This is a genomic window from Streptomyces sp. NPDC093795 (assembly GCF_044764665.1).
In the GTDB taxonomy this organism is placed as follows: Bacteria; Actinomycetota; Actinomycetes; order Streptomycetales; family Streptomycetaceae; genus Streptomyces.
On sequence record NZ_JBIWIO010000006.1, the window covers coordinates 93,907 to 120,728 of the forward strand.

Consider the following 26,822-nt stretch of genomic DNA (forward strand, 5'->3'; position numbering starts at 1 on the left):
CCCCGGCGCCGGGACGACGAGCCAGGCCCGCACCGGTGACCGGAGGGGCGGCCCGCCCGGTCACCGGTACGGGCCGCCGCTATCGCTATCCCCGTAGCCCCCGCCGCCCCGGGTGCAGGCCCGCGTCGTCCGCTGCCGTCTCGCCGTGGGTCCAGCCCGCCTCGTCCCAGGCCGCGCGGACCCGGGTCGTCCGCGCCTCCGGGAAGAGTTCGTCCGTGCGGCTCGTGACGGCGAGGTCGCGGGAGGCGAGGGCCGGGAGGAGGGCCGGGGTCTCGGCCGCGACACGGCGGGACGTCGCCGAGAGGCGGGCGCCCAGCCGGTTCGCGTACGCGAGCAGGAACGACTGCCGGAAGGACTTCGTGCGCTTGCGCCCGCCGGCCCGCTGCTCCGCCTCCGCCCGCGTCATCGCCGCCGTCCCCTGTACCAGCAGCGAGGTGTACAGCAGCTCCACCGGGTCGAGGTCCCCCTCGAAGCCGATCACCGTCGAGAAGCCGTACGTCTCGTTCCACACCGCCCGGCAGTGGTTCGCCGTCGCCACCGCGTCGAGCAGGATCGCCTTCGCCTGCTCGTACGGCGGCTCCACGCCGATCCTGATCGCCCCCGGCGTCTCCGGCGACGGCGCGCCCGCCGCGAGCGTCGCCTCGTCCAGGCTGTGCCGGGCCATCAGTTCCTGGGCCTTGGCGGTGAGCGCCTCCGCCTCCTCCGGATACCCCGTCGCCTCCGCCTTCGCGAGCAGCGCCCGGATCCGGCTGAGCATCCGGGGTTCTCCGGCCACCGCCGGCGGCAGCGCCTCGCCGGGTACCGGCCCGACCGCGTCCAGGCGCGGCAGCCGGACCAGGAGCCGGTACAGCTCCAGCACGGTCGTCGCGTACGAGAAGCGGTCCGCCGGCCGGCCGGGCGTCGCGTCCAGCTCGTCGAGCTGCGCCCGCCAGCGGCGCGGCAGCGTCCCGTACCGGTCGGTCTCGGACCGGATCAGGCCGGTGAGGACCCGGAGGTGCTCGTCCGACAGGTCACGGCGGGCGAGGCGGACGAGGTCCGCCGGCTGCCATCCCCGCGTCCACAGCGTCCGTACGAACTCCTCGCCCCGTCGCGCCAGTTCCGCGTCGGCGCCCCGGTCGGCGGCCAGCAGCGACGCCGCCGTGTCGAGCGACCCGTCGTCGCTCGCGTACAGCGCCTCGAAGGCCTTGCCGATGGTGGTGTCCCCGGTACTCACGCCGTGCCCCTCGGGTCTCTCATGTCCCTCGCATCCCACTCCTCACGCGACCGGGCGATCACCGCCCGGTGATCGAGCGACCAGTCGACGAGCTGCTTGATCAGCCGGGTCATGTGGTGGCCGGTCTCCGTCAGCGCGTACTCCACCTGCGGCGGCGTCGTCGGGTAGACCGTCCGTGAGACCAGGCCGTCCCGTTCGAGGCGGCGGAGCGTCAGGGTCAGCATCCGCTGCGAGATCCCGGTGACCAGCCGCTGGAGCTCCCTGAACCGCCGTGGCCCCGGCGCGAGTTCGACGACCACATGCACGGTCCACTTGTCGCCGAGCCGGTCCTGGACGTCCCGTACCCCGCACTCCTCCGCACAGCTCACCAAGGGTTCGGTGGTTACCTCCGTGTGCCCCTCGGACATCGATGTGCCTCCTTACGCGATCTTCCCCGTCCCCCCACGATGGTCTCAGCCATCTCGACCCCTGGGGGAAATCATGCTGCTCGTCACCGGCGTCTCCGGCGCTCTCGGCTCGCTCGTCGCCGAACGGCTCGCCGGCCGTGACGACGTCGTCCTCGGGACGCGCGCGGGGCTGCCCGGCACCCGCCGCCTCGACTTCGACGCGCCCGAGACCCTGCCGGACGCCTTCGCCGGGGTCGGCACGCTGCTCCTGATATCCGCCGGTTACGGGGAGGACGACACGGTCGTCGCCCGGCACGAGGCCGCGATCTCGGCCGCCGAGCGGGCGGGCGTCCGGCACGTCGTGTACACGAGCCTCTCCGGCGACGGCGACCACCTCACGTACGCGCTCGCGCACCGCTGGACCGAGCGGCGGCTACGGCGCTCCACCGCCCTCGACTGGACGATCCTCCGCAACGGCCTCTACGCCGAGTTCCTCACCTGGATCGCCGCCCCCGACGCCGACGACCGCATCACCGGCCCCCTCGGTGACGGCCGCCTCGCCGCCGTCGCCCGGGCGGACCTCGCCGACATCGCCGTCTCCGTGGCGACGGACCCGGCCGCCCACCGGAACCGGGTGTACGAGCTCGTCGGCGAGCGCCCCCTCGGCGGCGCCGACCTCGCGGCGGCCCTGGGCGCCACGTACGCCCCCGGCACGCTCGCCGACGCCCGCGCCGCCGTCGCCGCCTCCGGGGCCACGCCCTTCCAGGTGCCGATGCTGGCGAGCACGTACTCGGCGATCGCCCACGGATTCATGGACGGTACGGGGATCGAGAGCGACCTGCGGGCGCTGCTCGGCGGCCGCGAACCCCTCGACGCGCTCGACGTGTTCGTGAAGGCCGTACGCGAGGGGTAGGTAGGGCCAGGCATACCTTCCGTACACCCGGCAGTGGTCGTGATCGGCGGCGGCGGAAACGGTTCGCTTGAGCCATGACCACGACCACCACCGGCGCCGTCACCACAGGCGCCGCCACGGCCACCACCACCACCACCACCACCACCACCACCACCACCACTGCTGTACGGCTCCGAGGGCTCGCCCGGCACCACCGGGGCGGCGTCCGCGCCCTCGACGGCGTCGACCTCGACTTCCACGCCGGGACCTTCACCGCCGTCATGGGTCCTTCCGGCTCCGGCAAGTCCACGCTGCTCCAGTGCGCGGCGGGTCTCGACCGGCCCACCGCCGGGCGGGTGGAGGTCGGCGGCACCGCCCTTGAGGGGCTGAGCGAGCGGCGCCTGACCCTGCTGCGGCGGGAGCGGATCGGTTTCGTCTTCCAGTCCTTCAACCTGCTGCCCTCCCTGACGGCCGCGCAGAACGTGGCTCTCCCCCTCCGGCTCGCCGGCCGCCGCCCGTCCCGCACGGAGGTACGGGAAGCGCTGGCCCGCGTGGGGCTCGCGGGACGGAAGCGGCACCGGCCGGGGGAACTCTCCGGCGGGCAGCAGCAACGGGTGGCCATCGCGCGCGCGTTGATCACCCGCCCGGCCGTCCTCTTCGGTGACGAGCCGACCGGCGCGCTCGACTCGACGACGAGCCGCGAGGTGCTCGACATGCTGCGGGAGCTGGTGGACCGGGACGGTCAGACGATCGTCATGGTCACCCACGACCCGGTGGCGGCGGCCCGCGCGGACCGGGTGGTCTTCCTGGTGGACGGCCGCGTGGCGGGCGAACTGCACGCCCCGACGGTGGAGACGGTCGCGACGCGGATGACGGGGCTGGAGACGGGGGCGGCGGCGCCGGAGAGGCCCACTCCGGCCCCGGCGGGACCGGCGGCGCCGGAAGGCCCCGCTCCAGCCCCGACCGCAACCCCTTCCGCCCCGTCCGCCCCCTCCGCCCCCAGGCGGCTCCCGTGCTGACCGTCGTTCTGGCCGGGCTCCGGGACCGCTGGGCCTCCTTCCTCGGGGGGTTCGTCGCGCTCGCACTCGGCGTAGGGCTGCTCGCGACCATGGGGCTCGGCCTCTCCGCCACCTTTGACGCGCCCGAGCGTTCTCCCCAGCGGTTCGCCTCCTCGCCCGTCGTCGTGCAGGGTCAGGACCGGCTGACGCTCGACGTGCGGCGCGGTCCCGAGACCGCGTCCGTCGCACACCGGCTCGACCGTCCACAGCCTGTGGACAACGAACTCCTTCGCGAGCTCCGCGCCCGCTGGCCCGTCACCACCTCCGGCGGCCCCGACGCCGTCGGCGTCGACGCCCCCGCCACCGAGGTCAGGGCCCTCGTCGGCGACCGCGCCCGCGTTCTCACCGGCGGCGAGCGGCGCCACGCCGACCCCGAACCCGAGCGGGACGCCGACGCGCTCGTCGGCCTCAACGCCCTCCTCGGCACCTCCGGCGGCGTCACCGCCTTCGTCTCCGTCTTCGTCGTCGCCTCCACCTTCGCGTTCGCCGTGGCGCTGCGCCGCCGCGAGTTCGGGCTGCTCAGGACCGCAGGAGCCACCCCCGGGCAGATCAGGCGGCTCCTCCTCGCCGAGGCCACGGCGCTCGGCGTGCTCGCCTCCGGCGCCGGCTGCGCGCTCGGTGCCCAGGGCGCGCCCCTGCTCGCCAGGACCCTCGTCGACGGCGGGCTGGCACCCGAGTGGTTCACGGTCGGCGGGGGGCCCGTCTGGCCCTTCCACGCCGCCTTCTGGACGGGCGTGACCGTCGCCGTCGCCGGGGCCGTCGCCGCCTCCCGGCGCGCGGGGAAGGTCGCGCCGACGGCGGTGCTCCGCGAGTCGGACGTCGACGCCGACGCCCTGCCCCTCGGCCGCGCCCTGCTCGGCGCGGCCCTGCTCCTGTCCGGCCTCGGGCTCCTCGTCTGGACATGCGCCACGGACCCCTCCGCGCTGCTCAAGCGGAAGACGTACACGACCCTGCCGATGCTCCTGATCACCGGCGTCGCCCTGCTCTCCCCGCTGCTCGTGCGGCCGGTGGCCCGGCTGCTGCGGACGCGCGGGGCGGTGGGCACGCTGGTACGGGAGAACAGCGCGGCCTCCGTACGGCGTACCGCCGCCGTCGCCGGTCCGGTCCTCGTGACCGTGGCGCTCGCCGGGACGCTCTTCGGCTCGGCGACGAGCATCGCGCGTACGAAGGGGGTCGAGGCGCGGGAGCAGACGACCGCCCGGTACGTCGCGGCCGGCGCGGACCTGAAGCCTGTGACGGCGCCGCCGGGGGTGGTCGTGTCCCCCACCGGGGCGACCTCGATCTTCGTACGGGACGGGGCCGAGGCCGTCGTCAAGTACGGGGCGCGGGCGGTCACCGACCCGGCGGCCTTCGCCGATCTGGCACGGCTGCCCGTGGTCGCCGGCGACCTACGGGACCTCGACGACCGGTCGATCGTCGTCAACGAGGAGTTCGAGCGGCACCGCGTGGGCGAGACCGTCGAGGTCTGGCGCGCGGACGGCACCGGTCCGGTACGGCTCCGGGTGGCGGCCGTCCTCGCCCTGGGGACCGGCGACAACGGCCCGTACGTCACCCGGGCGAACGCCCCCGGCTCCGCCCCCGACCGGATCGAGGCGCGCGGCGGCGGTACGGCCACCGCGCGGGCCCTGGAGGCGAGCGGCGGCACCGTCAGGACCGCCGACGCGTGGGCGGAGGCTGGCCACCGGGCGAGCGACGACCCGCAGAAGCGGCTCGGCATGGTCCTCGTCCTCGGCATCGCCCTCGTCTACACGGTGATCGGCCTGGCCAACACCCTGCTCATGGCGACCTCGGTACGCGGTGGGGAACTGTCCTCGCTGCGGCTCGCCGGGGCCACCCGGGCCCAGATCCTGCGGGTGGTGACGGGCGAGGCGACACTCGCCGTAGCGATCGGCACCGTCCTCGGTCTCGCGGTGACCGCCCTCGTCCTCGGCACCCTGGGCGCGGGCCTGGCCGCCCTGTCGGCACCGGTGGCCCTGTCCCTCCCCTGGGCCACGGTAGGCGCGACGGCAGGCGTGTGCGCGACGGTCGCGGCCGCCGCGGCGGCCCTCCCCGCGTGGCGCCTGACGCGCTGAGCGGCGAAGGTGGACGGACGGGGCGGTGGCCGGGGTCGGAGCCGGGTCACCGCCCCGCCCGGTTCCCCCCGAAGACGCCACCCGTCACGGCACGTCACGCCACGTCCCCGCACCTCACCCCGCAGCGGACGCGGATCTCGCCGCCCTCCACTCCGGCGCCAGGACCGACCAGACCTCCTGGTCGTGGAGTCGCCCCCGGTAGGGGTAGCTCTCCCTGAGGACCGCTTCCCTGCTCATGCCGAGCCGACGGGCCACGGCGATGCTCGGCTCGTTGTCGGAGGACACCACCCACTCCACCCGGTGGATCCCCCGTACCTCGATCGCCCAGTCGATGAGCGCCCGCGCCGCCCGGGTCACCAGGCCCTTCCCGGCGGCCGCCGGCTCGAGCCAGCAGCCCGCCTCGGCCGTGCCGTGGCCGGTGTCCAGCGTCCGCAGGATGACGGCGCCGACGAGGGTGCCGCCGGACCAGATGCCATGGATGCGTCCGGTGTCGGTGGCCGTCTTCTCCGCGTACAACCGGAGGAAGGCGCGGCTCGACTCCAGGTCCGTGACGACGTCGGGGAGCCCGTTGCGGGCGCCGATGAACTCCCGTCCCCGGTCCATGTGCGCCAGGAACTCGTCGGCCTGCCACGGTTCGAGCGGGCGCAGTTCCGCGCCGTCGTCGCCCAGGGGTATCGCGTACATCGTTGTCGCCTTCCACGGTCGGATCCAGCACTCACGGCTGAGGATCTTCCCACCCCTCGCGCGGAACTCACCCCGACCTCACCCGGATCCCACCCTGAGTTCGCCCCGGGCCAGGCCCGAGTTCGGCCCGAGCTCGGCCCTCGCGCCTGGGGGCCTACGGGATCAGGATCAACTTCCCCCGCACATGCCCCGTTTCGCTCAGCTCCTGGGCGCGCGCCGCCTCCTTCAGGGGCAGCGTGTCGGCGAGCCGGACGGTGAGCGTGCCCGCCTCCGCCGCGCGCGCGTGGGCCGTGAGTCCGGCTCGTACGGCGTCCGGGTCGCCCATGACCCCGGTGAAGGCGATGCCGTGCTTCTCGGCGTCGACGTCCGCGATCGTCGCGATCCGCTCCTTCGCCGCGCCCTCCTCCCCGCCCAGGAGCTCGATCGCGACCGGCAGCACCCCATGGCCGGCAGAGTCGAAGACCGCGTCGACGCCGTCGGGTGCGGCGGCCCGGACCCGGTCGGCCAGACCGTCCCCGTACGCCACGGGGATCGCGCCGAGTTCGCGCAGGTAGGCGTGGTTGGACTCGGACGCGCTGCCGATCACCGTGACCCCGGCCGCGACGGCGAGCTGCACGCCCACCGAGCCGACGACCCCCGCGGCACCGTGCAGGAACAGGGTCTCGCCCGCCCGCACCCCGATCAGGTCCAGGACGCGCTGTGCCGTCTCCGCCGCCACCGGGAGGCTCGCGGCGGCCGCCCAGGAGAGCCCGGCGGGCTTGGGCACGACGAGGCCGGTGATGGCGTACTGGGCGTAGGCGCCGGTCTTCGTCCAGCCGAGGACCTCGTCGCCGACGGCCAAATCGGTGACGCCCTCGCCGAGCTTGTCGACGGTGCCGGCGAACTCCAGGCCCGGGACGGCAGGGAAGGTCGTCGGGTAGAACTCCTCGACCCAGCCGTAACGGCGCTTCCAGTCCACCGGGTTGAGCCCGACGGCCGCGACCTTGACGCGGACCTCGCCGGGGCCGGGCTCCGGTACGGCGACGCCGGTCGCGTGACGCAGCACCTCGGGGCCACCGAACTCCTCGTACACGATCGCTTCCATCTCAGCCTCCACAGCGGTTCGTTCGCGGCTCTCGCCTCTCGACACGCCCCAGCCTGCGCCCACGACCACCCACCGCCCGCCCTCCCGACGGCCAGTACCACCTGGCCGAAAGGCCAGCCGCCACCTGGTCCTTCCCGCGTAGGCTCGACCGCATGGACGCGCTCACGCTGACCACCGCGTACGAGATCATCCGGCAGCCGCTCGGGGAGATCCTGCCCAAGGTCTCGGCGGCCCTGGCCCCCCTCGTCCCGCACGTGGACGCGGCCGAACTCTCCACCCACTGCGCCCACTCCCCGTTCAAGGCGCTCGGCGGTACGGCGCTGCTGACCGCCGCCGAACTGGCGCCGCTGCTCGCGGCGGGCGTGCCCGGGAGCCCCTGGCAGGGCGCGGCGACGATCGGCGGCCGGGAGCGGCAGGTCGTCGCCGTCACGAGCCACGCGACCGTGCGCGGGGCGGTTCTCGTACTCGTACGGGAGGACGGCGCCGCCCCGGTCGGTCCGGCCGCGCTCACCGTGGCGCAGGCCCTGTGGGACCTGGTGTCGGGGCACTTCGACCGGTTCGCGACGGAGGCGCTGCCGGGAGCCCTCGCCCGTTCACGGGCGGCGGCCGACACGCGGGCGCGTGTGATCGCGGAACTGACGGCCTCGCACACGGCGGCACTCTCCGGCGTCCTCGGGGTGCTGCGGAGCCGGGCCCTGGACGACACCACGGCCCGGACGACCGCGACCGACCTGGCCGCCTCGGCGCTGATCGACATGCGGGCCGAGCAGCGACGGGACCGGGCGCTCGCGGAGGAGCCCGCCCGGGACGCCTTCGAGCGGCTCGCCGGGGAGCTGCGGCCGCTGCTGCGGCACAGCCAGGTCCGGCTCGACCTGGGGGCGCCCGACTCGGACCGGTCGCTCGCGGCGGACGTGGCGCACAGTGCGCGGGCGATCGTCCGCTCCCTGCTCCTGGTCGTGCTCGAACAGGACTCGGTGCGCCGGATCCACGTCGGCTGGCAGCTGACCGAACACGAGCTGCGGGCGACCGTACGGGACGACGGCGCGGGCGCGCTCGCCCCCTGCGACCTGGGGGCGGGCACGATCCGGGACCGGCTCGACGTGCTCGGCGGGCGGCTCGACATGGACGCCGTCCCGGGCTGGGGCACGACGATCACGGCGGTGCTCCCCCTGGCGGCGCCGGCCGCCCCGGTCGAGGCGGCGCACCCGCTGTCCGGCCTCGGCGAACGGGAGGTGGAGGTCCTGCGCCACCTGGCCCTGGGCCACCGCAACCGCCGCATCGCCGAGGAGCTGCACATCAGCGAATCGACGGTGAAGTTCCACGTCGCGAAGATCCTGACCAAGCTGTCGGTCAACTCCCGGGGCGAGGCGGCGGCCCTCTTCCACGCGGCCGCGTAAGAGCCACGCGGACGCGTAAGAGCCACGCGGACGCGTAGGAGCCACGCGGACGCGTAGGAGTCACGCGGCGGCGTAGGACCGGACGGCGGTCCCCTCCCCCGGCTCGCCTTCCGGGCGTTGTCAGTGCCGGGTGCCAGACTCGCACCCATGACCGAGAGGTGGGCACTGGCGGCCGAGGCCGAGGGGGACGGAGCGCTGCTCGCCCCCCTCGGCCCGGACGGCCTGCCCGCCGGCGAGGTGCGGCGCGAGCCGGACCTGGTGGCGGCCGTACGGACCCGGCCCGACGTGGCCCGCTGGGTGTGGCGGTCGACGGCCGAGGTGTACCCCCGGCTGCTCGCCGGCGGCGTGCGCGTCGAGCGGTGCTACGACATGGAGGACGCCGAGCAGCTGCTCCTGGGCCACGAGGGCCGCCTCGGCGAGCCCCGTTCGGCGGCGGCGGCCTGGGCGCGCCTGCGGAACGGGCCGGTGCCCCCAGATCCGCCGCAGCGCGGCGCCGAGCCCGGTTCGCAGGACTCGCTGTTCGAGCCGCGGCCGGTGGTCTCCGTACCGTTCGACGCCCTCCTCGCGGTGTACGCGGAGCAGCTGCGCCGCCATGACAGGGCGGAGCACCCGGGCAGGATGCGGCTGCTCACGGCCGCCGAGTCGGCGGGAATGCTGGTGGCCGCCGAGATGCACCGGGCGGGGCTGCCGTGGCGGGCGGACGTGCACCGGGACCTGCTGCACGAACTGCTGGGCGAGCGGTACGCGGGCGGGGGCGAGCCGCGCCGCCTCGCCGAGCTCGCGGAGGAGGTGTCCGCGGCCTTCGGCCGCCGGGTCCGGCCGGACCTGCCCGCCGACGTGGTGAAGGCCTTCGCGCAGGCCGGTGTCCGGCTGAAGTCGACCCGCCGCTGGGAGCTGGAGGAGGTCGACCACCCGGCGGTGGAGCCGCTGATCGCGTACAAGAAGCTGTACCGGATCTGGACGGCCCACGGCTGGTCGTGGCTCCAGGACTGGGTGCGGGACGGCCGCTTCCGCCCGGAGTACCTGCCGGGGGGCACGGTCAGCGGTCGCTGGACGACGAACGGCGGCGGGGCCCTGCAGATCCCGAAGGTGATCCGGCGGGCGGTGGTCGCGGACCCCGGCTGGCGCCTGGTGGTGGCCGACGCCGACCAGATGGAGCCGCGCGTGCTCGCCGCGATCTCCCGGGACCCGGGCCTGATGGAGGTCGCGGGGCACCCCGACGACCTCTACACCCGGCTTTCGGACCGGGCCTTCTCCGGCGACCGCGACCACGCCAAGATCGCGCTCCTGGGCGCGATCTACGGGCAGACCAGCGGCGACGGCCTGAGGAACCTGGCGGCGCTGCGGCGCCGCTTCCCGCGCGCGGTGGCGTATGTCGACGATGCGGCGAAGGCGGGCGAGGAAGGCCGGCTCGTGCGGACCTGGCTGGGCAGAACCAGCCCGCGGGCGGTGGGCGCGGGCGACGACGAGGAGGCGGGCCTGCCGCAGGAGGGCGGTGAACCGGCTGCGGAGGAGGGCGAGTTCGTCCCCGGGTACGCCTCGGGGAACGCGCGGGCGCGGGGCCGGTTCACCCGTAACTTCGTGGTGCAGGGCAGCGCGGCCGACTGGGCGCTGCTGATGCTGGCGGCGCTGCGGCGGTCCCTCGCGGGGATGCGGGCGGAGCTGGTGTTCTTCCAGCACGACGAGGTGATCGTGCACTGTCCTGCGGAGGAGGCGGAGGCCGTCACGGAGGCGATCCGGGCGGCAGGGGACGAGGCGGGCCGGATCGCGTTCGGGGAGACGCCGGTACGGTTCCCGTTCACGACGGCCACGGTCGAGCGGTACGCGGACGCCAAGTAGGGCGGGCCGCTTCGGCGATACGCGGACGCCAAATAGGGCCGCCTCGGCGGTACGCGCACGCCGAGGAGGCGCGAGGGCCTGGTCCCTGAAGAGGCGCAGTGCGGCGCGGCGGTAAGGGTTTCCCGTACCGCCGCGCCTCCCCCCGTCACTTCAGGGGCAGCTTCTGCCACTTGGGGCTCAGCGCGACCGCCTTCAGCTGCTCCATCGTCAGCGCGGGCTTGGCGCGCGTGGCGTCCTCGTGCTGGGCTCCGGTGTTGAAGGCCGACACGACGACCCGGAAGCCCGCCGGCGTGATGGTGTCCGCGGTCCACCACACGACGCCCGCGCCGCTCTTCTCACCGGGCTGCTGGGTGAGCTTGACCCTACGGCCGTCGGGGAGCGTGGTGACGTCCCCGCTGCCGAAGATGCTGTCGGCCACGTCCGCCATGTTCGGCTGGACGTTGATCTGGACGAGGCTCTTGCCCTTGCCGTCGTCGACGACGACGAAGCCGTAGCCGCCCTCCGCGCCCTTGTCGGTGACCGTGAGGCCCTTGGGCATGAGGGAGCGCAGGGTGGCCTGCATGACCGGGCCGCTCGGCTCGGCGGGCAGCCGGTCGGCGGCGCCCGGCCGCTTCATCTGCGGTTCGGCGGGGAGCTGCTTCAGGAGCGGCAGCCAGGCGTCGGCGGTGACCAGGGCCTTCAGCTGGGCGGGGCTGAAAGGCGGGGTCTCGCGGCTGATCGCGGCGCCCTTCTCGGCGGCGGCGTTGTACTCGCTCGCGTCGATGAGGAAACCGTCCTTGGTGAGCAGGACCGCCCGCCAGTTCTTGGTCTCCTCGCGCCTGTCGGGGTACTCGTACCCCTGGTAGACCATCAGCCGGGCGCCGTTCGGCAGGCGTTCGCTGGTGCAGTCGTCGAAGGAGACGTGGACCCTGGAGGGGCACGTCACCCGGCCGTCCCCCGCCTCGCCGTCGCCGGAGGCGCGGTAGAGGCCGACGGTGACGGCGGCCTTGCCCTGCCCGTCGTCGTAGACGCCGCCGACGTGCTGGCCCTGGCCGTCCAGGTTGTCGATCGCCCAGGTGCCGGCCGGGGTGTTGGCCTGGAGGACGGCCGCGAGGTCCTTGACGGGGATCTGGGCCTGGTACGGCTTGTTCGGCACGGTCTCGGCCTGCCCGGTGCCCTCGGTCGGCTTGGGGCCGCTGGGGGCCGCCACGGAGACGTGCTCCGGCGCTCCGGCGGGCGAGAGCAGCGAGCCGCCGTACACCCCGCCGATGCCGATGGCGGCGAGCGCGAGGGCGCCGCCGGTCACGGCGAGGCGGCGGCGGACGAGGCGGCGCCGACCGCGCTGGAGACCGCCGGTGACCAGCTCGCGCCGCTCGTCGGCGGCGAAGCCGTCACCGGTGCGGCGCAGGACCGCGCCGAGCTCCTCCTCGAATCCCTCGTGCTGGGGGTGGTCGTTCTGAGGCATGTCGAATTCACCGTCTCCGGTTGGTGGGAAGGGCGGGGGGTGCGGGAGGTACTGGTGGTGCTGGAGGTGCAGGCGGTACGGGCGGCGCAGGAGGTACGGGCGCTACTGGCGGTGCAAGGCCGTGTTGGCGCTACTGGCGCGAACGTCCGTCGTCAGCGGGCCGCGAACTCGGCGATGCTGCCGCCGAGCCGCTCCCGCAGCTTTCCGAGCGCCCGTACGGAGCGGGTGCGTACCGCGGCGGAGCTGACGTGGAGCGCGTCGGCGGTCTCCTCGATGCTGCGGTCCTCCCAGTACCGCAGCACCACGACCGCACGGTCCTTGGGCGCGAGTCCGGCGAGCGCGTCGAGCAGCGCGATCCGGAGCGCCGGGTCCTCGCCGGTGTCGGGGGCGCGGTCGGGAAGTTCGCCGAGCGGGCGTTCGGTGGCCGAGCGGCGGCGCTGGTGGCTGAGGAACGTGCGGACGAGCACGGTCTGGGCGTACGCGGCGGGGTTGCCTATCCGTGCGATGCGGCCCCACAGGGCGTACATCCGGCCGAGCGTCTCCTGCGTGAGGTCCTCGGCGAGGTGCGTGTCCCCGCTGGTCAGCAGGCACGCCGAGCGGAACAGATGGCCCGAGCGTGCGGAGGCGAACTCCAGGAACTCGTCCACGCGGGACTGTCTCATGCCCCTCCTTTCCCTCGTGGTCACGTGGTGGGGTCGCCGTACACCTCATTGACGCGACGGGGGCGGGCAAATGTTTCAGCACCGACCGCGGATTTTTTCGCCGAGCCCCACTCGACGCATCCAAAGAACCGGAATCGGGTAATCCCCTTGTATGAACACTCTCAGCGCAGCCCAGACCCTGGCCGCGGGAGTCTGGCAGTCAGGCCTCGGCCAGTTCCTCGCCGGGCTCGTCGTGGTCTTCGTACTCATCGGGGCGGTCTACCTCGGGTTCCGGGTCCGCGACCGCGAGTCCCGCACGCCCAAGCCGGAAGAGCATCCGCACCGGCCCGAGACCGACCGGCTGCCCGGTGAGATGTCCGAATACCGCCGGCCGGCCGAGATGCCGCAGACCGACGGCGAACACCGGCTCATGCCGTACCAGCTCAAGAACGCCGGCAGCACGGAAACCTCGCCGGAACCGCCGAGCGAGGAGAAGCGCAAGTGGGGCGGGATCTCCAGCGGAGGCTTCGGCAGCGGAGGCACCGGCCACGGCGACTGACGGCAGCCCCGTAGCGCCCGCTGCCGCGCCTCGTACCCCTCGAAGCGGTTGCCTTGCCTGACGACGGAGGCCGTATCCCGTGGACGACAAAGCCGTCCCCACCCCCACCGCTCCGGAGGCGCGCCTCCGGGCGGTGGCGTACCGCCTGCTCGGCACGTACCCCGAGGCCGACGAGGCGGTGGAGGAGGCGAGAGGAACTCGGCGGTGGCCGGAGGATCCGACCATGGCCGTGGCCGCGGCCTGCCTGACCCGGCTCCGCGCCCGCGAGACGCACCACGACGAGCCCCCGGGCCGGGGCCAGGCCCCCGAGGGCCCCCCTTCGGCGGCTCTGGACGAGCTGACGCCCCCGGAACGGCTGGCGTTCGTCCTCCACGACGAGTTCCAGATCCCGTACGAGGAGATCGCCCCGATCCTGGAACACGCCCCGGTCGCCGCCCGCCGCCTCGCGGGCCGGGCCAGACACCGGCTGCGGGACGCGGAGGAGATGCCGGAGGCCGTCTAGCCGACAGGCCCCCGACTCGACCGGGCCCGAGTCGGCCAGGCCCCCGGCTCGACCGGGCCCCCGATCCGGCCAGGCCCCCGATTCACGCCCCCAGAACCCGCCCCACGTCACTCCCCCAGAACACGCCCCGCGCGTGAGGCGACATGGGCGGGCGGCACGGAGTCCGAGGGCAGGACGGGATCGGTGACCGGGTCGCCGAAGGTGGTGACCACCGGCAGCACCCCCGCCCACAGGCCGAGCGCCGCGTCCTCGGAGTCCCCGTCGTCGGGCGGGCCGCTCCGGGTCTTGACCGAGGCCTCGGTGAGATCGAGCGCGATGACCGCGGTCGCGGCCAGCTCCTTGCGGCTGGGCTGCCGCACGTACTCCCACTGCCCCGGCGAACTCTGCTCGGTCAGCGCCCGAAGGCCGCGCAGCTTCTCGTCCGGGTCGGTGACCAGGCGGGGAACACCGTAGATCATCGCGCAGCGGTAGTTGACCCCGTGCTCGAAGACGGAGCGGGCGAGGACGAGCCCGTCGACATGGGTGACCGTGACGCACACGGTCGCGTCGGGCGCCTGGACGAGACTCCGGCTGGCGACCGAACCGTGCAGGTACAGCTGCCCGCCGTCCACCCCGTACGCGGTGGGCACCACCATCGGCGTGCCGTCGACGGTGACCCCGAGATGACAGAGGAACCCGGCCCCGAGCACGGCCGCCAGATCGGCCCGCCGATGACTCCCCTGCTCCCGTATCCGCCGCAACCGAGTCCGCTCGGTGACGACGAGCTCCTCCTCACCACTGCCGGACGTGACGGTGCTCGTGACGGTGTCGGTCACATTTACCCCCCTGGCTCCCTGTTCCCCGACCGAAAAGCCCCGGGGCATCAGAGCCCCAGGGCATGAAAAAACCCCAGGTCACGGCGAGTGAGTCCTGGGGTAATTCCGAGCCGCCTTCGGGATTCGAACCCGAGACCTACGCATTACGAGTGCGTTGCTCTGGCCAGCTGAGCTAAGGCGGCGTGCCGTGCAGACCCATGTTGGGTGCAGCAGCGCCGCCAAGTCTACACAGTTTCGGAGGGTGCTCCGACCAGCCCCGGATCATGCCTGCGAGCAGCGCTTTCCGGCTTGCGGAGGGGTGCCTTCCAGGAGGTAGGTGTTGATCGCCGAGTCGACGCAGTCGCTGCCCCGGCCGTACGCCGTGTGGCCGTCGCCCTCGTAGGTCAGGAGGGTGCCGGAGGAGAGCTGGGCGGCGAGGGACTTGGCCCACTTGTACGGGGTGGCCGGGTCGCGGGTGGTGCCGACGACCAGGATCGGGGCGGCGCCCTCCGCGGTGATGCGGTGGGGGTGGCCGGTGGGCGGGGCCGGCCAGGAGGTGCAGTTGAGGGCCGCCCACGCGAGGCCCTTGCCGAAGATCGGGGAGGCCTTCTCGAAGGAGGGGACGGCCTTCTCGACGTCGGCGGGGCCCCCGTAGGCGGGCGGCAGGTCCAGGCAGTTCACGGCGGCGTTGGCGAACATGAGGTTGGCGTACGTGCCGTCCGGCTCACGCTCGTAGTAGCTGTCGGCCAGGGCGAGGAGGCCGGAGCCCTCGCCGCCGATGGCCCGGGTGAGGGCCTCGCGCAGCTGGGGCCACGCGCCCTCGTCGTACATCGCCGCGATCACGCCCGTGGTGGCGAGGGACTCGCCGAGCGGGCGGCTCTCGCCGGTGGGCACGGGCTTCGCGTCCACGTCGCGGAAGAACTTCTTCAGCGCCTCGCCGGCCGCCTCCACCGAACCGGTGCCCAGGGGGCAGTCCGGCTGACGGACGCAGTCGGCGGCGAAGGCCCGGAACGAGGTCTCGAAGCCGGCGGTCTGGTCGCGGTTGAGGTCGACCGCGGGCAGGGACGGGTCCATGGCCCCGTCGAGGACGAGCCGGCCGACCCGGTCCGGGAAGAGTTCGGCGTAGGTGGCGCCGAGGAACGTGCCGTACGACGCCCCCACGTAGCTGAGCTTCGCGTCGCCCAGCACCGCCCGCAGGATGTCCATGTCACGGGCCGTCTCGACGGTGGAGACGTGCGGCAGGATCTTCCCCGAGCGCTTCTCGCAGCCGGCCGCGAACGCCTTGAACGCGGCGCTGAGCGCGGTGGTCTCGGCGGGGTCGTCGGGGGTCTGGTCGACCTGCGTGTACGTGTCCATCTGCGGGCCCGTCAGGCAGTCGACGGGCTCGCTGCGGGCGACTCCGCGCGGGTCGACGGCCACCATGTCGTAGCGGGCCCGGACCGGTGCGGGATAGCCGATGCCCGCGTACCCCTGGAGGTAGCCGACGGCGGAGCCGCCGGGGCCGCCCGGGTTGACCAGGAGCGAACCGAGCCGCTTGCCGGGGCCGGTCGCCCGGACCCGGGAGACGGCCAGCTTCACCTCGCCCCCGTCCGGCTTCGCGTAGTCGAGCGGGGCGCGCAGGGTCGCGCACTGGAAACCCTCGACTCCGCAGTCACGCCACATCAGCTTCTGGGAGTAGAACGTCTTCAGGGCCTCCGGCGAGGAGGAAGGGGCGGCCGGCCGGGCCGCCGTGGTGCGGGACGCCGCCGCGTCGCTTCCGCCCGTGCAGCCGGAGAGGATCAGCCCGGCGGCCGCGAGGGCCGACGCGGACGTACGGAGCAAACGCCTGGAGTCCATTCCCGGAGCGTATCCGGACGGGTACGTACCGTGTCCAATCGCATCATCCCTCCCCATGCCGTCCCCTGCGCCCTCCCCTACGTCGTCCCCCTTCGCCGTCCCCCTTCGCCGTCCGGTTCAGCCCCGCAGCGCCATCGTCATCGCCTCCACCGCGAGCAGCGGTGCCACGTTCCGGTCGAGGGCCTCACGGCAGGCCAGGATCGCCTCGATACGGCGGAGGGTGCGCTCCGGAGGCGTGTCGCGGGCGATCCGCTCGATCGCGTCCCGTACATCCGTGTTGGCGAGGGCCGACCGCGAGCGCAGCTGGAGGGTGAGGACGTCGCGGTAGAAGCCGGTCAGGTCGGTGAGCGCGAGGTCCAGGCTGTCGCGCTGCGTACGCGTCCTGCGCCTTTTCTGCCGCTCCTCCAGCTCCTTCATCGCCCCGGCCGTACCACGCGGCATCCGGCCGCCCTGGGACGCGCCGAGCGCCGTCTTCAGCTCGTCGGTCTCCTTGACGTCGACCTCCTCCGCGACCTGCTTCGCGTCCTCGGCGGCCGCGTCCACCAGCTCCTGGGCGGCCCTGAGGCAGCCGCCGATGTCGTCGACGCGCAGCGGCAGCTTGAGGACGACGGACCTGCGCGCGCGGGCCCGCTCGTCCGTCGCGAGCCGCCGGGCCCGGTCGATGTGCCCCTGGGTGGCGCGGGCCGCGGCCAGCGCCGCCTCCGGCTCGATGCCGTCGCGCCGCACCAGGACGTCCGCGACCGCTTCCACGGGCGGGGTGCGCAGGGACAGGTGCCGGCAGCGGGAGCGGATCGTGGGCAGCACGTCCTCGAGGGAGGGCGCGCAGAGCAGCCAGACCGTGCGGGGGGCGGGCTCCTCGACGGCCTTCAGGAGCACGTTGCCCGCGCCCTCGGTGAGCCGGTCGGCATCCTCCAGGACGATGACCTGCCAGCGTCCGCCGGCCGGGGACAGCTGGGCGCGGCGGACGAGGGCGCGGGTGTCCTTCACGCCGATGGACAGCAGGTCCGTACGGACGATCTCCACGTCCGCGTGGGTGCCGACGAGGGTGGTGTGGCAGCCGTCGCAGAACCCGCAGCCCGGTGCCCCGCCGAGGGCCCGGTCGGGGCTCACGCACTGCAGCGCGGCGGCGAACGCCCGCGCCGCCGTCGCCCGCCCCGACCCCGGCGGACCGGTGAAGAGCCAGGCATGGGTCATCTTCGACGCGTCGGGGTCGGGCTCACCTGCGGCATGGGCGGTCACGAGCGTGTCGGCGTCCCGCGCGGCGGCGGCGAGCTGCTCCTCGACCCGTGTCTGTCCGACCAGGTCGTCCCATACGGCCATGTCTGCCCCTCCTCAGGTACGTCCTCCATTGTGGGGCAGCCCACTGACAGGCCCCGCCGGAGCGGGGCCCTGCCGTCAGCGGCGGCGCCGGGGGCCCTCGTCCTCGTCGTCGTGCGGGCCGAACAGCTCGTCCGCCAGCGTCGGCAGGTCGTCGAGCGGGGTGTCCTCGGCCCAGTCGGAGCGGCGCGGCCTGCCGTTCTCGTCGAGCTGGGGCAGCTCACGGGTCCGGTCGTTCGCGCCGCGCGGCGCCTCCCGCGCGTCCCGGAAGATGCCCGGCGGCACCCGGTCGACGGGGTCGGACGCCCGGGTGTCCCGTACGGGCGGGAGCACGGCGGTCTCCTCCGTGTCGCGTACGGGCGGGATGACGGCGGTCTCCTCGGTGTCCCGTACCGGAGGCAGGTCCTTGTCCCGTACCGGAGGCACGTCGTTGTCCCGTACCGGAGGCAGGTCGGTGTCCCGTACGCGGCGCAGGACCGTGGTCTCGTCGGCGGCGCGCGTCTCCCGGACCCGGGGCAGGGCGGCCGTCTCGGCCTCCGGCTTCTCGATCTTCACGATCGGCGTGGCCACGGTGACCTCGTCGGGGGAGACGGTGGGCGCGTCCGGCGCCCGGTCCACGCGCGCGTCCGTCACGCGATCCGCCCGCGGATCCGCCGCACGGTCCACGCGCGGGTCCGCGGGGCGGTCCGCCCGCGCGTCCGGCTTCACGATCGGGGTCGCCACGGTGACCTCGTTCGCGGACACGTCGGCGGCGCGCGCGGCGCGGGCCGCCTGCTCGGCGGCCTGTGCAGCGGCCTTCTCGGCCGCCACCGTCGCCGCGGCCTTCTCCGCCGCGGCCCGCTCGGCCGCCGCCTTCTCCGCCGCCGCGGCCTTCGCCGCGGCCTCCTTCTCGGCCGCCTTCTCCTCGGCCGCCGCCCGTTCCCGGGCCGCCTTCGCCGCCTCGGCCCGCTGAGAAGCGGCCTTCTCCGCCGCGGCCCGCTCGGCCGCCGCGCGTTCCGCCGCGGCCCTGGCGGCGGCCTCGACCGCGATCTTCTCCGCGGCGGCCTTCGCCGCTGCCTCCTCCGCCGCCTTCGCGGCGGCGGCGGCCTCGGCCATCCGGCGGGCCTCCTCGGCCCGGAGCAGGGCCTCCTCCGCCTTGCGCTGCTTCTCCAGGCGGCGTTCCTCCGCCTCGGCCCGCAGCCGGGCCTCTTCCTCGGCCTCCTTGCGGAGTCGTTCCTGCTCCTCCTTGCGGGCCTTCTCCTCCGCGGCGAGCCGCTTCCGCTCCTCCTCGGCGGCGAGACGGGCCTCCTCGGCCTTCCGCCGGGCCTCCTCCGCCTGCCGTTCGGCCTCCAGGCGGCGCGCCTCTTCCTCCTCGCGCCGCTTGCGCTCCTCCTCCTCGGCGCGGAGCTTGGCGAGCTGCGCCTGGCGCTCGCGCTCCAGGCGCTCCTCCTCGGCCTTGCGGGCGGCCTCTTCCTCCGCGCGGCGCCGCGCCTCCTCCTCGGCCTTCCGGCGGGCCTCCTCGACGGCCTTCACCTCGGCCTCGGAGAGCGGCAGCATCCGGTCGAGCCGGTGGCGTACGACGGTGGTGACGGCCTCGGGCTCCTGGCCCGCGTCGACGACGAGGTAGCGGCTGGGGTCGGCGGCGGCGAGGGCGAGGAATCCGGCCCGTACGCGCGCGTGGAACTCCGGCGGCTCGGACTCCAGGCGGTCGGGCGCCTCGGTGAAGCGTTCCCGCGCGGTCTCCGGGGAGACGTCGAGGACCACGGTCAGATGCGGTACGAGACCGTCCGTCGCCCAGCGCGAGATACGGGAGATCTCGGTCGGGGACAGGTCACGGCCCGCGCCCTGGTAGGCCACGGACGAGTCGATGTACCGGTCGGAGAGGACGATCGCGCCCCGCTCCAGGGCGGGCCGGACCAGGGAGTCGACGTGTTCGGCGCGGTCGGCCGCGTACAGCAGGGCCTCGGCGCGGTTCGAGAGCCCCGCCGACGACACGTCGAGGAGGATCGAGCGGAGCCGCTTGCCGATCGGGGTGGCGCCGGGTTCGCGGGTGACGACGACCTCGTGGCCCTTGGCCCGGATCCACTCGGCGAGCGCCTCGACCTGGGTGGACTTGCCGGCTCCGTCGCCGCCCTCCAGGGCGATGAAGAAGCCGGTGGCGGAGGGCGCCTGAGCCGGGTCGGAGCCGCGCAGCGCGTCGCGCAGGTCGCGGCGGAGCGGGACGCCCGCCCGGTCGTCGGTCTTCGCGAGGACGAGCGCGGCGACGGGCAGCAGCAGGGCGCCGACGAGGGCGAGGGTGAAGGCCGCTCCGCCGTGCGCGAGGACGAGGTCGCCGGAGGCGAGGCGGTGCGGGCCGATCGCGGCGGCGAGCAGCGGGGCGGCGAGCGCGCCGATGCCCATGCCGACCCGGGCGGAGGCCTGGAGGTGCTCGGTGGTCCTGGCCCTGCGGGGCTCCTCGGCCTCCTGGTCGACGAGGGTGTGGCCGGTGTTCGCGGCGACTCCGGCCGCGTAACCGGCGAGGACGGCGAGGATGAGGACGGTCGCCGTGTCCGGCACCAGGCCCATCGCGATCAGGGCGATCCCGGTGACCGCGGTCACGAGGGCGAGCAGCCGGCGCCGGGAGAGCACCGGCAGCACGGAGCCCGCGGTGCGGATGCCGACGGCGGTGGCGCCGCTGAGCGCCAGGATCAGGAGGGCGTACGTGACGGCGCCGCCGCCCAGGTCGTACGCGTGGAGGACGGCGACGGAAGCGGCCGCGGCGATGGCCCCCGCGACGACGGCGCAGGTCAGGACCAGCGGCTTGACGGCTCCCGTACGGCCCTTCTCGGCGGCCGGCCGGCGCAGGCCCTCCAGGGGCGAACGGGGCCGGGGCGTCTCCCCGCCGGGCAGCGCCATCGCGTACAGGACGGTGACGGAGGCGGCGAAGAGCCCGGCGGCGACGTACGAGCCGAGGGCGGCCTGGTGGAGCGAGAACCAGTCGAGTCCGGCGCCGAGCAGGTTGTTGACGAGCGTGGCGACGAGCAGCACGGCGGCGGCGGCCGGGACGGCGAGGAAGCCGGTGCGCTGGGAGAGCCGCCGCAGCGCGCCGAGGTGGTCGGGCAGCGGTCGTACGGCCCCGCCCTCGATCGGCGGGGCGGGCAGCAACGCGGGCGCGGCGCCCTCACGGCTGATCGTCCAGAGCCGCTCGGCGGCGCCGGTGACGAAGACGGTGCCGAGCAGGTACCAGAGGGCGCTGCCGGGGGTCCAGTCGATCCACAGGGGTGCGACGACGAGCAGCGCGATCCGGACACCGTCGGCGCCGATCATGGTCCAGCGCCGGTCGAGCGCCCCGCCGGGTCCGGTGAGGGCGGTCAGCGGCCCGAGGAGGACGGCCCCGAAGAGGACCGAGGCCAGCAGGCGCGCGCCGACGACAGCGGCCACGGCGAACGCGGCGCCCCGCGCGCCCCCTCCGAACGCGCCCTCCGCCACGGCGGCCTGGAGGCCGAGGAGGACGAGCACCAGGACGGCGAGGGCGTCACCGGTACTGCCGGCGAGGTGGGCGCTCCACAACCTGCGCAATGGCTGATGGCGCAACAGGGCGCGTACGGCACGCTCCCTGGAATCCGCGACGAGTGCGGCGTCGGAATCGCCGAGGCGGTCTGGCTGCTCTGCTCGCGTCATCCGTCCACCCTATCCGGACGGCCTTGCTCCCCGCGGCCTGCGCCCGAACATCCGGACGAGCCTGTGACGAAGGCCGGGACGGGGGTCTCCACCCCCGTCCCCGCCCTCGCGTCAGCTGCGCCTATTCCGGCTTCGCCGCCGCCGTCTTCTTCGCGGCGGCGGTGGTCTTCTTCGCCGTCGTCGTCTTCTTCGCGGCCGTCTTCTTGGCGGCCGTCTTGGTGGCCGTGGTGGCCGTCTTCTTCGCGGTCGTGGCCTTCTTGGCCGGGGCCTTCTTCGCCGGGGCCTTCTTGGCGGTCTTCTTCGCCGGTCCCTTGGCCCGCTTCTCCGCGAGCAGCTCGTAACCGCGCTCCGGCGTGATCGTCTCCACGCTGTCGTCGGTCCGCAGGGTGGCGTTGGTCTCGCCGTCCGTCACGTACGGGCCGAAGCGCCCGTCCTTGACGACCACGGGCTTCTCGCTGACCGGGTCGGTGCCCAGCTCCTTCAGCGGCGGCTTGGCCGCGGCCCGGCCCCGCTGCTTCGGCTGGGCGTAGATCGCGAGCGCCTCTTCGAGGGTGATCGTGAAGAGCTGCTCCTCGTCGGTGAGCGACCGCGAGTCCGTGCCCTTCTTGAGGTACGGGCCGTAGCGGCCGTTCTGCGCGGTGATCTCGACACCCTCGGCGTCGGCGCCGACGACCCTGGGCAGGGACATCAGCCGGAGCGCGTCCTCCAGGGTGACGGTGTCGAGGGACATCGACTTGAAGAGGGAGGCCGTGCGCGGCTTCACCGCGTTCTTGCCGGTCTTCGGGGTGCCCTCGGGCAGGATCTCCGTGACGTACGGGCCGTAGCGGCCGTCCTTCGCGACGATCTGGTTGCCACTGACCGGGTCGGCGCCCAGCTCGAAGTCACCGCTCGGCTTGGCGAGCAGCTCCTCCGCGAGCTCGACGGTCAGCTCGTCGGGCGCGAGCTCCTCGGGGACGTCGGCCCGCTGGTGGCCCTCGGCCTCCTTCTCGCCGCGCTCGACGTACGGGCCGTAACGGCCGACGCGCAGCACGATGTCGTTGCCGACGGGGAAGGACGAGATCTCGCGGGCGTCGATCGCGCCGAGGTCGGTGACGAGTTCCTTGAGGCCGCCGAGGTGGTCGCCGTCGCCGTTCCCGGCGTCCGCCGCACCGCCGGGGGCGACCGCGCCGGCCCCGCCGCCCTCTCCGCCCTCACCGAAGTAGAAGCGCTTCAGCCACGGCACGGACTTGGCCTCGCCCCGCGCGATGCGGTCGAGGTCGTCCTCCATCCTGGCCGTGAAGTCGTAGTCGACGAGCCGCCCGAAGTGCGTCTCCAGGAGGTTGACGACGGCGAAGCTCAGGAAGGACGGCACGAGCGCCGTGCCCTTCTTGAAGACGTAGCCGCGGTCGAGGATCGTGCCGATGATCGACGCGTACGTCGAAGGGCGGCCGATCTCGCGCTCTTCCAGCTCCTTGACCAGCGAGGCCTCGGTGTAGCGGGCCGGCGGCTTGGTCGCGTGGCCGTCGACGGTGATGCCGTCGGCGGTCAGCGCGTCGCCCTCGGCGACCTGCGGCAGGCGCCGCTCGCGGTCGTCGAGCTCCGCGTTCGGGTCGTCGGCGCCTTCCACGTACGCCTTCATGAAGCCGTGGAAGGTGATCGTCTTGCCGGACGCGCTGAACTCGGCGTCACGGCCGTCGGACGCCCGGCCGCCGATCTTCACGGTGACCGAGTTACCGGTCGCGTCCTTCATCTGGGAGGCGACGGTCCGCTTCCAGATCAGCTCGTAGAGCCGGAACTGGTCACCGGTCAGACCGGTCTCCGCGGGGGTGCGGAAACGATCACCCGAAGGGCGAATCGCCTCGTGCGCCTCCTGCGCGTTCTTGACCTTGCCCGCGTAGACGCGGGGCTTCTCCGGCAGGTAGTCGGCGCCGTACAGCTGCGTGACCTGCGCCCGCGCCGCCGTGACGGCGGTGTCGGACAGGGTCGTGGAGTCCGTACGCATGTAGGTGATGAAGCCGTTCTCGTACAGCTTCTGCGCCACCTGCATGGTCGCCTTCGCACCGAAGCCCAGCTTGCGGCTCGCCTCCTGCTGGAGGGTGGTGGTGCGGAAGGGGGCGTACGGGGATCGGCGGTACGGCTTCGACTCGACCGAGCGCACCGAGAACGCGGTGTCGGTGAGCGCGGCGGCGAGCGTCCGCGCGTTCGCCTCGTCCAGGTGGAGCACGGCCTCGCTCTTCAGGCGCCCGTCGGCGCCGAAGTCACGGCCCTGCGCGATCCGCTTTCCGTCGACCGCCGCGAGGCGTGCGACCAGCTGGGACGGGTCGGAGGCGTCACCGGAGCGGCCGGTTCCGAAGGTGCCGGTGAGGTCCCAGTACTCGGCGGAACGGAAGGCGATGCGCTCGCGCTCCCGCTCGACGACGAGCCGGGTGGCGACGGACTGCACGCGGCCGGCGGACAGCCGCGGCATGACCTTCTTCCACAGGACCGGCGAGACCTCGTAGCCGTACAGGCGGTCGAGGATACGGCGGGTCTCCTGGGCGTCGACCATGCGCTGGTTCAGCTCGCGCGGGTTGGCGACGGCCTCGCGGATCGCGTCCTTGGTGATCTCGTGGAAGACCATCCGGTGGACCGGGACCTTGGGCTTCAGGACTTCCTGGAGGTGCCACGCGATGGCTTCGCCCTCGCGGTCCTCATCGGTGGCGAGGTAGAGCTCGTCGGACTCGGCGAGCAGCTCCTTGAGCTTCCTGACCTGCGCCTTCTTGTCGGCGTTGACGACATAGATGGGCTGGAAGTCGTGCTCGACGTCGACCCCGAGGCGGCGCACCTCGCCGGTGTACTTCTCGGGCACCTCCGCGGCGCCGCTGGGGAGGTCACGGATGTGCCCGACGCTCGCCTCGACCACGTATCCGGGGCCGAGGTAGCCCTTGATCGTCTTCGCCTTGGCGGGCGACTCGACGATGACGAGTCGGCGGCCGCCGTGTGCGGTCTCGCTGGTCGGGGACAACTTCGCTCTTCTCTCCGGATCGACACTCTCTGGCACGTAGCGCTGGCACGCACGGCAGCGGCACGGACGGTGACGCTCCCATCGCTGCGGAGTGTGACGGTACAACCCGCCCCCGTGTCAAACGGCGAAAGCCCGCAACGGCCACTCGAACGGTAACCCGAGTCCTGGCATTCCTGCCGCCCGGACTCCCGGTCGGGCGGGGCGGGACGTCGGCGCCGGGGGTTCCGGCGAAAGATCACGAAGGTCCGGAAGCGGCCCGGGAAGGGATCTGGAGGGGGATCCGGCGAGGAGTCCGGCGAGGGATCCGGGAAGAGATCCTGGACGCGTTCCTGTACGAGGTCAGAGCCTGGCGTAGCACCAGACGCCGAGGAGGAGGAAGCCGGCGCCGAAGAAGCTCGTCAGCGCGACGGCGGTACGGGGGGCGACCCCGTACGCGACGGGCTCGCGGTGCAACGTCCGCACGGTGGTCCACAGCAGCAGCGCGCCTCCGAACAGCGTGAATGCCGTCCCCGCGAAAATCGCCGGCCCGCTCTCCATGCCCGTACCCCGTTCCGTCCACGTGCGGTGTGCGTCTCCCGGAGCCGAGGCTGACACCTCCGGGCGTCCAGGGTGCGAATTCCGGGTGAACGACGCGGAGCGTCCCGTGCGGTTTCACGAAGATGGCCGGTAGTGATCCGCCTCTCGCCTCTCTCGCCTCCGGACCGGAGGCGGAAGCCGCGTGACGGCGTTCCCGACGCGGTGGAAGCGGCGGTCGGTGCCTGCCGCCTCCCCGTGCGAGCCGGCGGGGGTGAACAACCCGGACAAGCCGCCCGACCAGCACGTTCCCCCGCGCATGGGCGGGGTGGCCCGGTCGGACAGGGCCCGTCGGGGAACCACCTCGCCGGCGACGACGAGCCGCGTGGCGCCGGGGAAACGGAACGTGCCTGCCTCCCCCGGCGCGTTTCCGGGGAGGGCTCAGTCGACGGGCAGCAGGAAGCCCTCCTCCACGAGCAGCCGGATCGCCTGCGGGGTGCGGTCCCGCAGTATCACCGGGTCCTCGCCCATCAACTGACCGATCGCGTCGAGGATGCGGCCCGCGCTGAGCGTGCCGTCGCACACTCCGGCGAACCCGGCGCCGACGTGGTCCACCCTGGTGGCGCGGCGCATGCCCCGGTTCTGCCGGAGCACGACGTGCTCGGGGTCCTCGGCGCCCGGAAGCCCGACCTGCTCCTGCACGACCTCGGGCGCGAGCGTGAAACGGTCGGCGAGCAGGGCCGCGTCGTCGTGACCGCGCAGATAGTCCTGGCGCTCGAAGTGGGCGCGGACGGTGGGCCCGAGGGGCTGCTCGACGGGGTGCGGCCACTCCTCGATGACGATCGAAGGCTCGTCGGTCCCGGAGGCCACGGCCTCGTTCCGCCGGATCGTGATCCAGCCGAATCCCACCGCGCGCGTCTTGCGGGCCTCGAACTCGTCGAGCCACGCCTCGTACGCCAGCCGGTACGCGTCCGGGTCCCCCCGGTGGTCGCCGCTGTCGCGCAGCCACAGCTCCGCGTACTGGGTGACGTCCTGGACCTCCCGCTGCACGATCCAGGCGTCGCAGCCGCGCGGCACCCAGGACCGCAGCCGCTCCTGCCACTCCTCGCCCTCGACGTGCTGCCAGTTGGCGAGGAACTGGGCGTATCCGCCGTCGTTGAGCCGCTCGCCCGCCTCCTGCACGAGCGTCCGGCACAGGTCGTCGCCGCCCATCCCGCCGTCGCGGTAGGTGAGCCGGGCGCCGGGGGAGATCACGAACGGCGGGTTGGAGACGATCAGGTCGTACGTCTCGCTGTCGACCGGCTCGAACAGCGAGCCCGTGACCAACTCGGCCTCCCGGGCCCCGGAGAGGGCGAGCGTCAGCCGGGTGAAGTCCAGGGCGCGCGGGTTGAGGTCGGTCGCGGTGACCAGGGTGGCGTGCTGCGCGGCGTGCAACGCCTGGATGCCGGAGCCGGTGCCGAGGTCGAGCGCGGAGGACACCGGCGTACGGACCGTGATGCCGGCGAGCGTGGTGGACGCCCCGCCGACGCCGAGGACGACACCTTCGTCCTTCGTGCCGATGCCCCCGGCTCCGCCGACGGCGCAGCCCAGGTCGGAGACGATGAACCAGTCCTCACCGTCCGGCCCGCCGTACGGCCGGATGTCGACCGTCGCGGACACGGTGCCGTCCTCGCGGACCACCCAGCCGTCGGCGAGAGCCTCGTCGAGCGGGAGCGCGGCGGTGGCCCGGTCGTGCGCGACGGCCTCCTGGAGCAGGAAGAGCCGGACGAGGGTCTCCAGCGGAGAGTCGCCGCGGGTGGCGCGCAGGGCGGGCACGGTCTCGCTCCGGGCGAGCGCCGCGTAGGCGGGGGCGCCGAGCAGGTCGAGCAGCCCGTCGGCGGTGAAGTCGGCGGCGAGCAGGGCCTCGCGCAGACGGGCGGCGTGCGCGGGCACCGGGAGGCGGGGAGGCAGGCTGGTCGTACTCACCGCT

General features: G+C 73.9%; 20 protein-coding genes and 1 tRNA gene. 7 read left to right on the forward strand and 14 right to left on the reverse strand.

The features are described from left to right. Window positions 1–85 precede the first annotated feature (85 nt). Together ACIRB7_RS17835 and ACIRB7_RS17840 are read right to left on the reverse strand one after the other, a co-directional pair. Window positions 86–1,213, reverse strand: coding sequence for a DUF2786 domain-containing protein (locus ACIRB7_RS17835; protein ID WP_403599082.1), 1,128 nt, complete (start codon window positions 1,211–1,213; stop codon window positions 86–88). Continuing rightward, entirely contained in the window at window positions 1,210–1,620 is a 411-nt protein-coding gene (locus ACIRB7_RS17840) for a winged helix-turn-helix transcriptional regulator (protein ID WP_403599085.1), read from the reverse strand. The genes ACIRB7_RS17835 and ACIRB7_RS17840 overlap by 4 nt, the downstream gene beginning before the upstream one ends. Before the next feature lie 73 nt (window positions 1,621–1,693). Here ACIRB7_RS17840 and ACIRB7_RS17845 point away from each other — a divergent pair, with 73 nt between their 5' ends. The 3 genes from ACIRB7_RS17845 to ACIRB7_RS17855 all read left to right on the forward strand — a co-directional run bounded on the left by ACIRB7_RS17845 (window position 1,694) and on the right by ACIRB7_RS17855 (window position 5,621). Then, window positions 1,694–2,512, forward strand: coding sequence for an NAD(P)H-binding protein (locus ACIRB7_RS17845; protein ID WP_403599088.1), 819 nt, complete (start codon window positions 1,694–1,696; stop codon window positions 2,510–2,512). A 260-nt stretch (window positions 2,513–2,772) separates the two neighbouring features. Then, the gene (locus tag ACIRB7_RS17850) at window positions 2,773–3,510 is read left to right on the forward strand and encodes an ABC transporter ATP-binding protein (RefSeq protein WP_403599956.1); all 738 of its coding nucleotides are present in this window, start codon (window positions 2,773–2,775) and stop codon (window positions 3,508–3,510) included. Then, window positions 3,504–5,621: an FtsX-like permease family protein gene (locus ACIRB7_RS17855; protein WP_403599091.1), complete on the forward strand. Its 2,118-nt coding sequence runs from the start codon at window positions 3,504–3,506 to the stop codon at window positions 5,619–5,621. Before ACIRB7_RS17850 ends, ACIRB7_RS17855 begins: the two co-directional genes overlap by 7 nt. A gap of 114 nt (window positions 5,622–5,735) precedes the next feature. Here the strand turns inward: ACIRB7_RS17855 and ACIRB7_RS17860 are convergent, their stop codons facing one another. Together ACIRB7_RS17860 and ACIRB7_RS17865 are read right to left on the reverse strand one after the other, a co-directional pair. Further along, entirely contained in the window at window positions 5,736–6,305 is a 570-nt protein-coding gene (locus ACIRB7_RS17860) for a GNAT family N-acetyltransferase (protein ID WP_403599094.1), read from the reverse strand. Between the two features lie 154 nt (window positions 6,306–6,459). Continuing rightward, on the reverse strand, window positions 6,460–7,389 hold the full coding sequence (locus ACIRB7_RS17865) for an NADP-dependent oxidoreductase (RefSeq protein WP_403599097.1): 930 nt from the start codon (window positions 7,387–7,389) through the stop codon (window positions 6,460–6,462). 152 nt (window positions 7,390–7,541) lie between these two features. Between ACIRB7_RS17865 and ACIRB7_RS17870 the strand changes: the two genes are divergently transcribed. Together ACIRB7_RS17870 and ACIRB7_RS17875 are read left to right on the forward strand one after the other, a co-directional pair. Next, the gene (locus ACIRB7_RS17870) at window positions 7,542–8,786 is read left to right on the forward strand and encodes a LuxR C-terminal-related transcriptional regulator (protein ID WP_403599100.1); all 1,245 of its coding nucleotides are present in this window, start codon (window positions 7,542–7,544) and stop codon (window positions 8,784–8,786) included. A 147-nt stretch (window positions 8,787–8,933) separates the two neighbouring features. Further along, window positions 8,934–10,625 (forward strand): bifunctional 3'-5' exonuclease/DNA polymerase, encoded by a 1,692-nt coding sequence (locus ACIRB7_RS17875; RefSeq protein WP_403599102.1) that lies wholly within the window; start codon window positions 8,934–8,936, stop codon window positions 10,623–10,625. A 145-nt stretch (window positions 10,626–10,770) separates the two neighbouring features. Here the strand turns inward: ACIRB7_RS17875 and ACIRB7_RS17880 are convergent, their stop codons facing one another. Beyond that, window positions 10,771–12,069, reverse strand: a complete 1,299-nt coding sequence (locus ACIRB7_RS17880; protein WP_403599105.1) for a hypothetical protein — start codon at window positions 12,067–12,069, stop codon at window positions 10,771–10,773. Window positions 12,070–12,221: 152 nt separating this feature from the next. Further along, the gene (locus ACIRB7_RS17885; RefSeq protein ID WP_403599108.1) at window positions 12,222–12,731 is read right to left on the reverse strand and encodes a SigE family RNA polymerase sigma factor; all 510 of its coding nucleotides are present in this window, start codon (window positions 12,729–12,731) and stop codon (window positions 12,222–12,224) included. 151 nt (window positions 12,732–12,882) lie between these two features. Here ACIRB7_RS17885 and ACIRB7_RS17890 point away from each other — a divergent pair, with 151 nt between their 5' ends. Together ACIRB7_RS17890 and ACIRB7_RS17895 are read left to right on the forward strand one after the other, a co-directional pair. Continuing rightward, entirely contained in the window at window positions 12,883–13,269 is a 387-nt protein-coding gene (locus tag ACIRB7_RS17890) for a DUF6479 family protein (protein ID WP_403599110.1), read from the forward strand. 79 nt (window positions 13,270–13,348) lie between these two features. After that, window positions 13,349–13,771, forward strand: coding sequence for a sigma factor-like helix-turn-helix DNA-binding protein (locus ACIRB7_RS17895; protein WP_403599113.1), 423 nt, complete (start codon window positions 13,349–13,351; stop codon window positions 13,769–13,771). 107 nt (window positions 13,772–13,878) lie between these two features. Here the strand turns inward: ACIRB7_RS17895 and ACIRB7_RS17900 are convergent, their stop codons facing one another. From ACIRB7_RS17900 to ACIRB7_RS17935, 8 genes are all read right to left on the reverse strand, one after another. Continuing rightward, window positions 13,879–14,586: a pyridoxamine 5'-phosphate oxidase family protein gene (locus tag ACIRB7_RS17900; protein WP_403599116.1), complete on the reverse strand. Its 708-nt coding sequence runs from the start codon at window positions 14,584–14,586 to the stop codon at window positions 13,879–13,881. Between the two features lie 108 nt (window positions 14,587–14,694). Further along, window positions 14,695–14,768, reverse strand: a tRNA-Thr gene (locus ACIRB7_RS17905). Between the two features lie 79 nt (window positions 14,769–14,847). After that, window positions 14,848–16,401, reverse strand: a complete 1,554-nt coding sequence (locus ACIRB7_RS17910; protein ID WP_403599119.1) for an alpha/beta hydrolase — start codon at window positions 16,399–16,401, stop codon at window positions 14,848–14,850. 117 nt (window positions 16,402–16,518) lie between these two features. Next, window positions 16,519–17,721, reverse strand: a complete 1,203-nt coding sequence (locus tag ACIRB7_RS17915; protein ID WP_403599122.1) for a DNA polymerase III subunit delta' — start codon at window positions 17,719–17,721, stop codon at window positions 16,519–16,521. Between the two features lie 75 nt (window positions 17,722–17,796). Further along, complete coding sequence (gene tmk, locus ACIRB7_RS17920; protein WP_403599125.1) at window positions 17,797–21,357, reverse strand: dTMP kinase; 3,561 nt, start codon at window positions 21,355–21,357, stop codon at window positions 17,797–17,799. Window positions 21,358–21,478: 121 nt separating this feature from the next. Beyond that, entirely contained in the window at window positions 21,479–24,340 is a 2,862-nt protein-coding gene (topA, locus tag ACIRB7_RS17925) for a type I DNA topoisomerase (RefSeq protein WP_403599127.1), read from the reverse strand. Window positions 24,341–24,679: 339 nt separating this feature from the next. Beyond that, window positions 24,680–24,877 carry a hypothetical protein gene (locus ACIRB7_RS17930; RefSeq protein WP_403599129.1) on the reverse strand — a complete coding sequence of 66 codons (198 nt, stop codon included), beginning with the start codon at window positions 24,875–24,877 and terminating at the stop codon, window positions 24,680–24,682. Window positions 24,878–25,294: 417 nt separating this feature from the next. Further along, window positions 25,295–26,818: a methyltransferase gene (locus tag ACIRB7_RS17935; protein WP_403599132.1), complete on the reverse strand. Its 1,524-nt coding sequence runs from the start codon at window positions 26,816–26,818 to the stop codon at window positions 25,295–25,297. Between the last annotated feature and the right edge of the window lie 4 nt (window positions 26,819–26,822).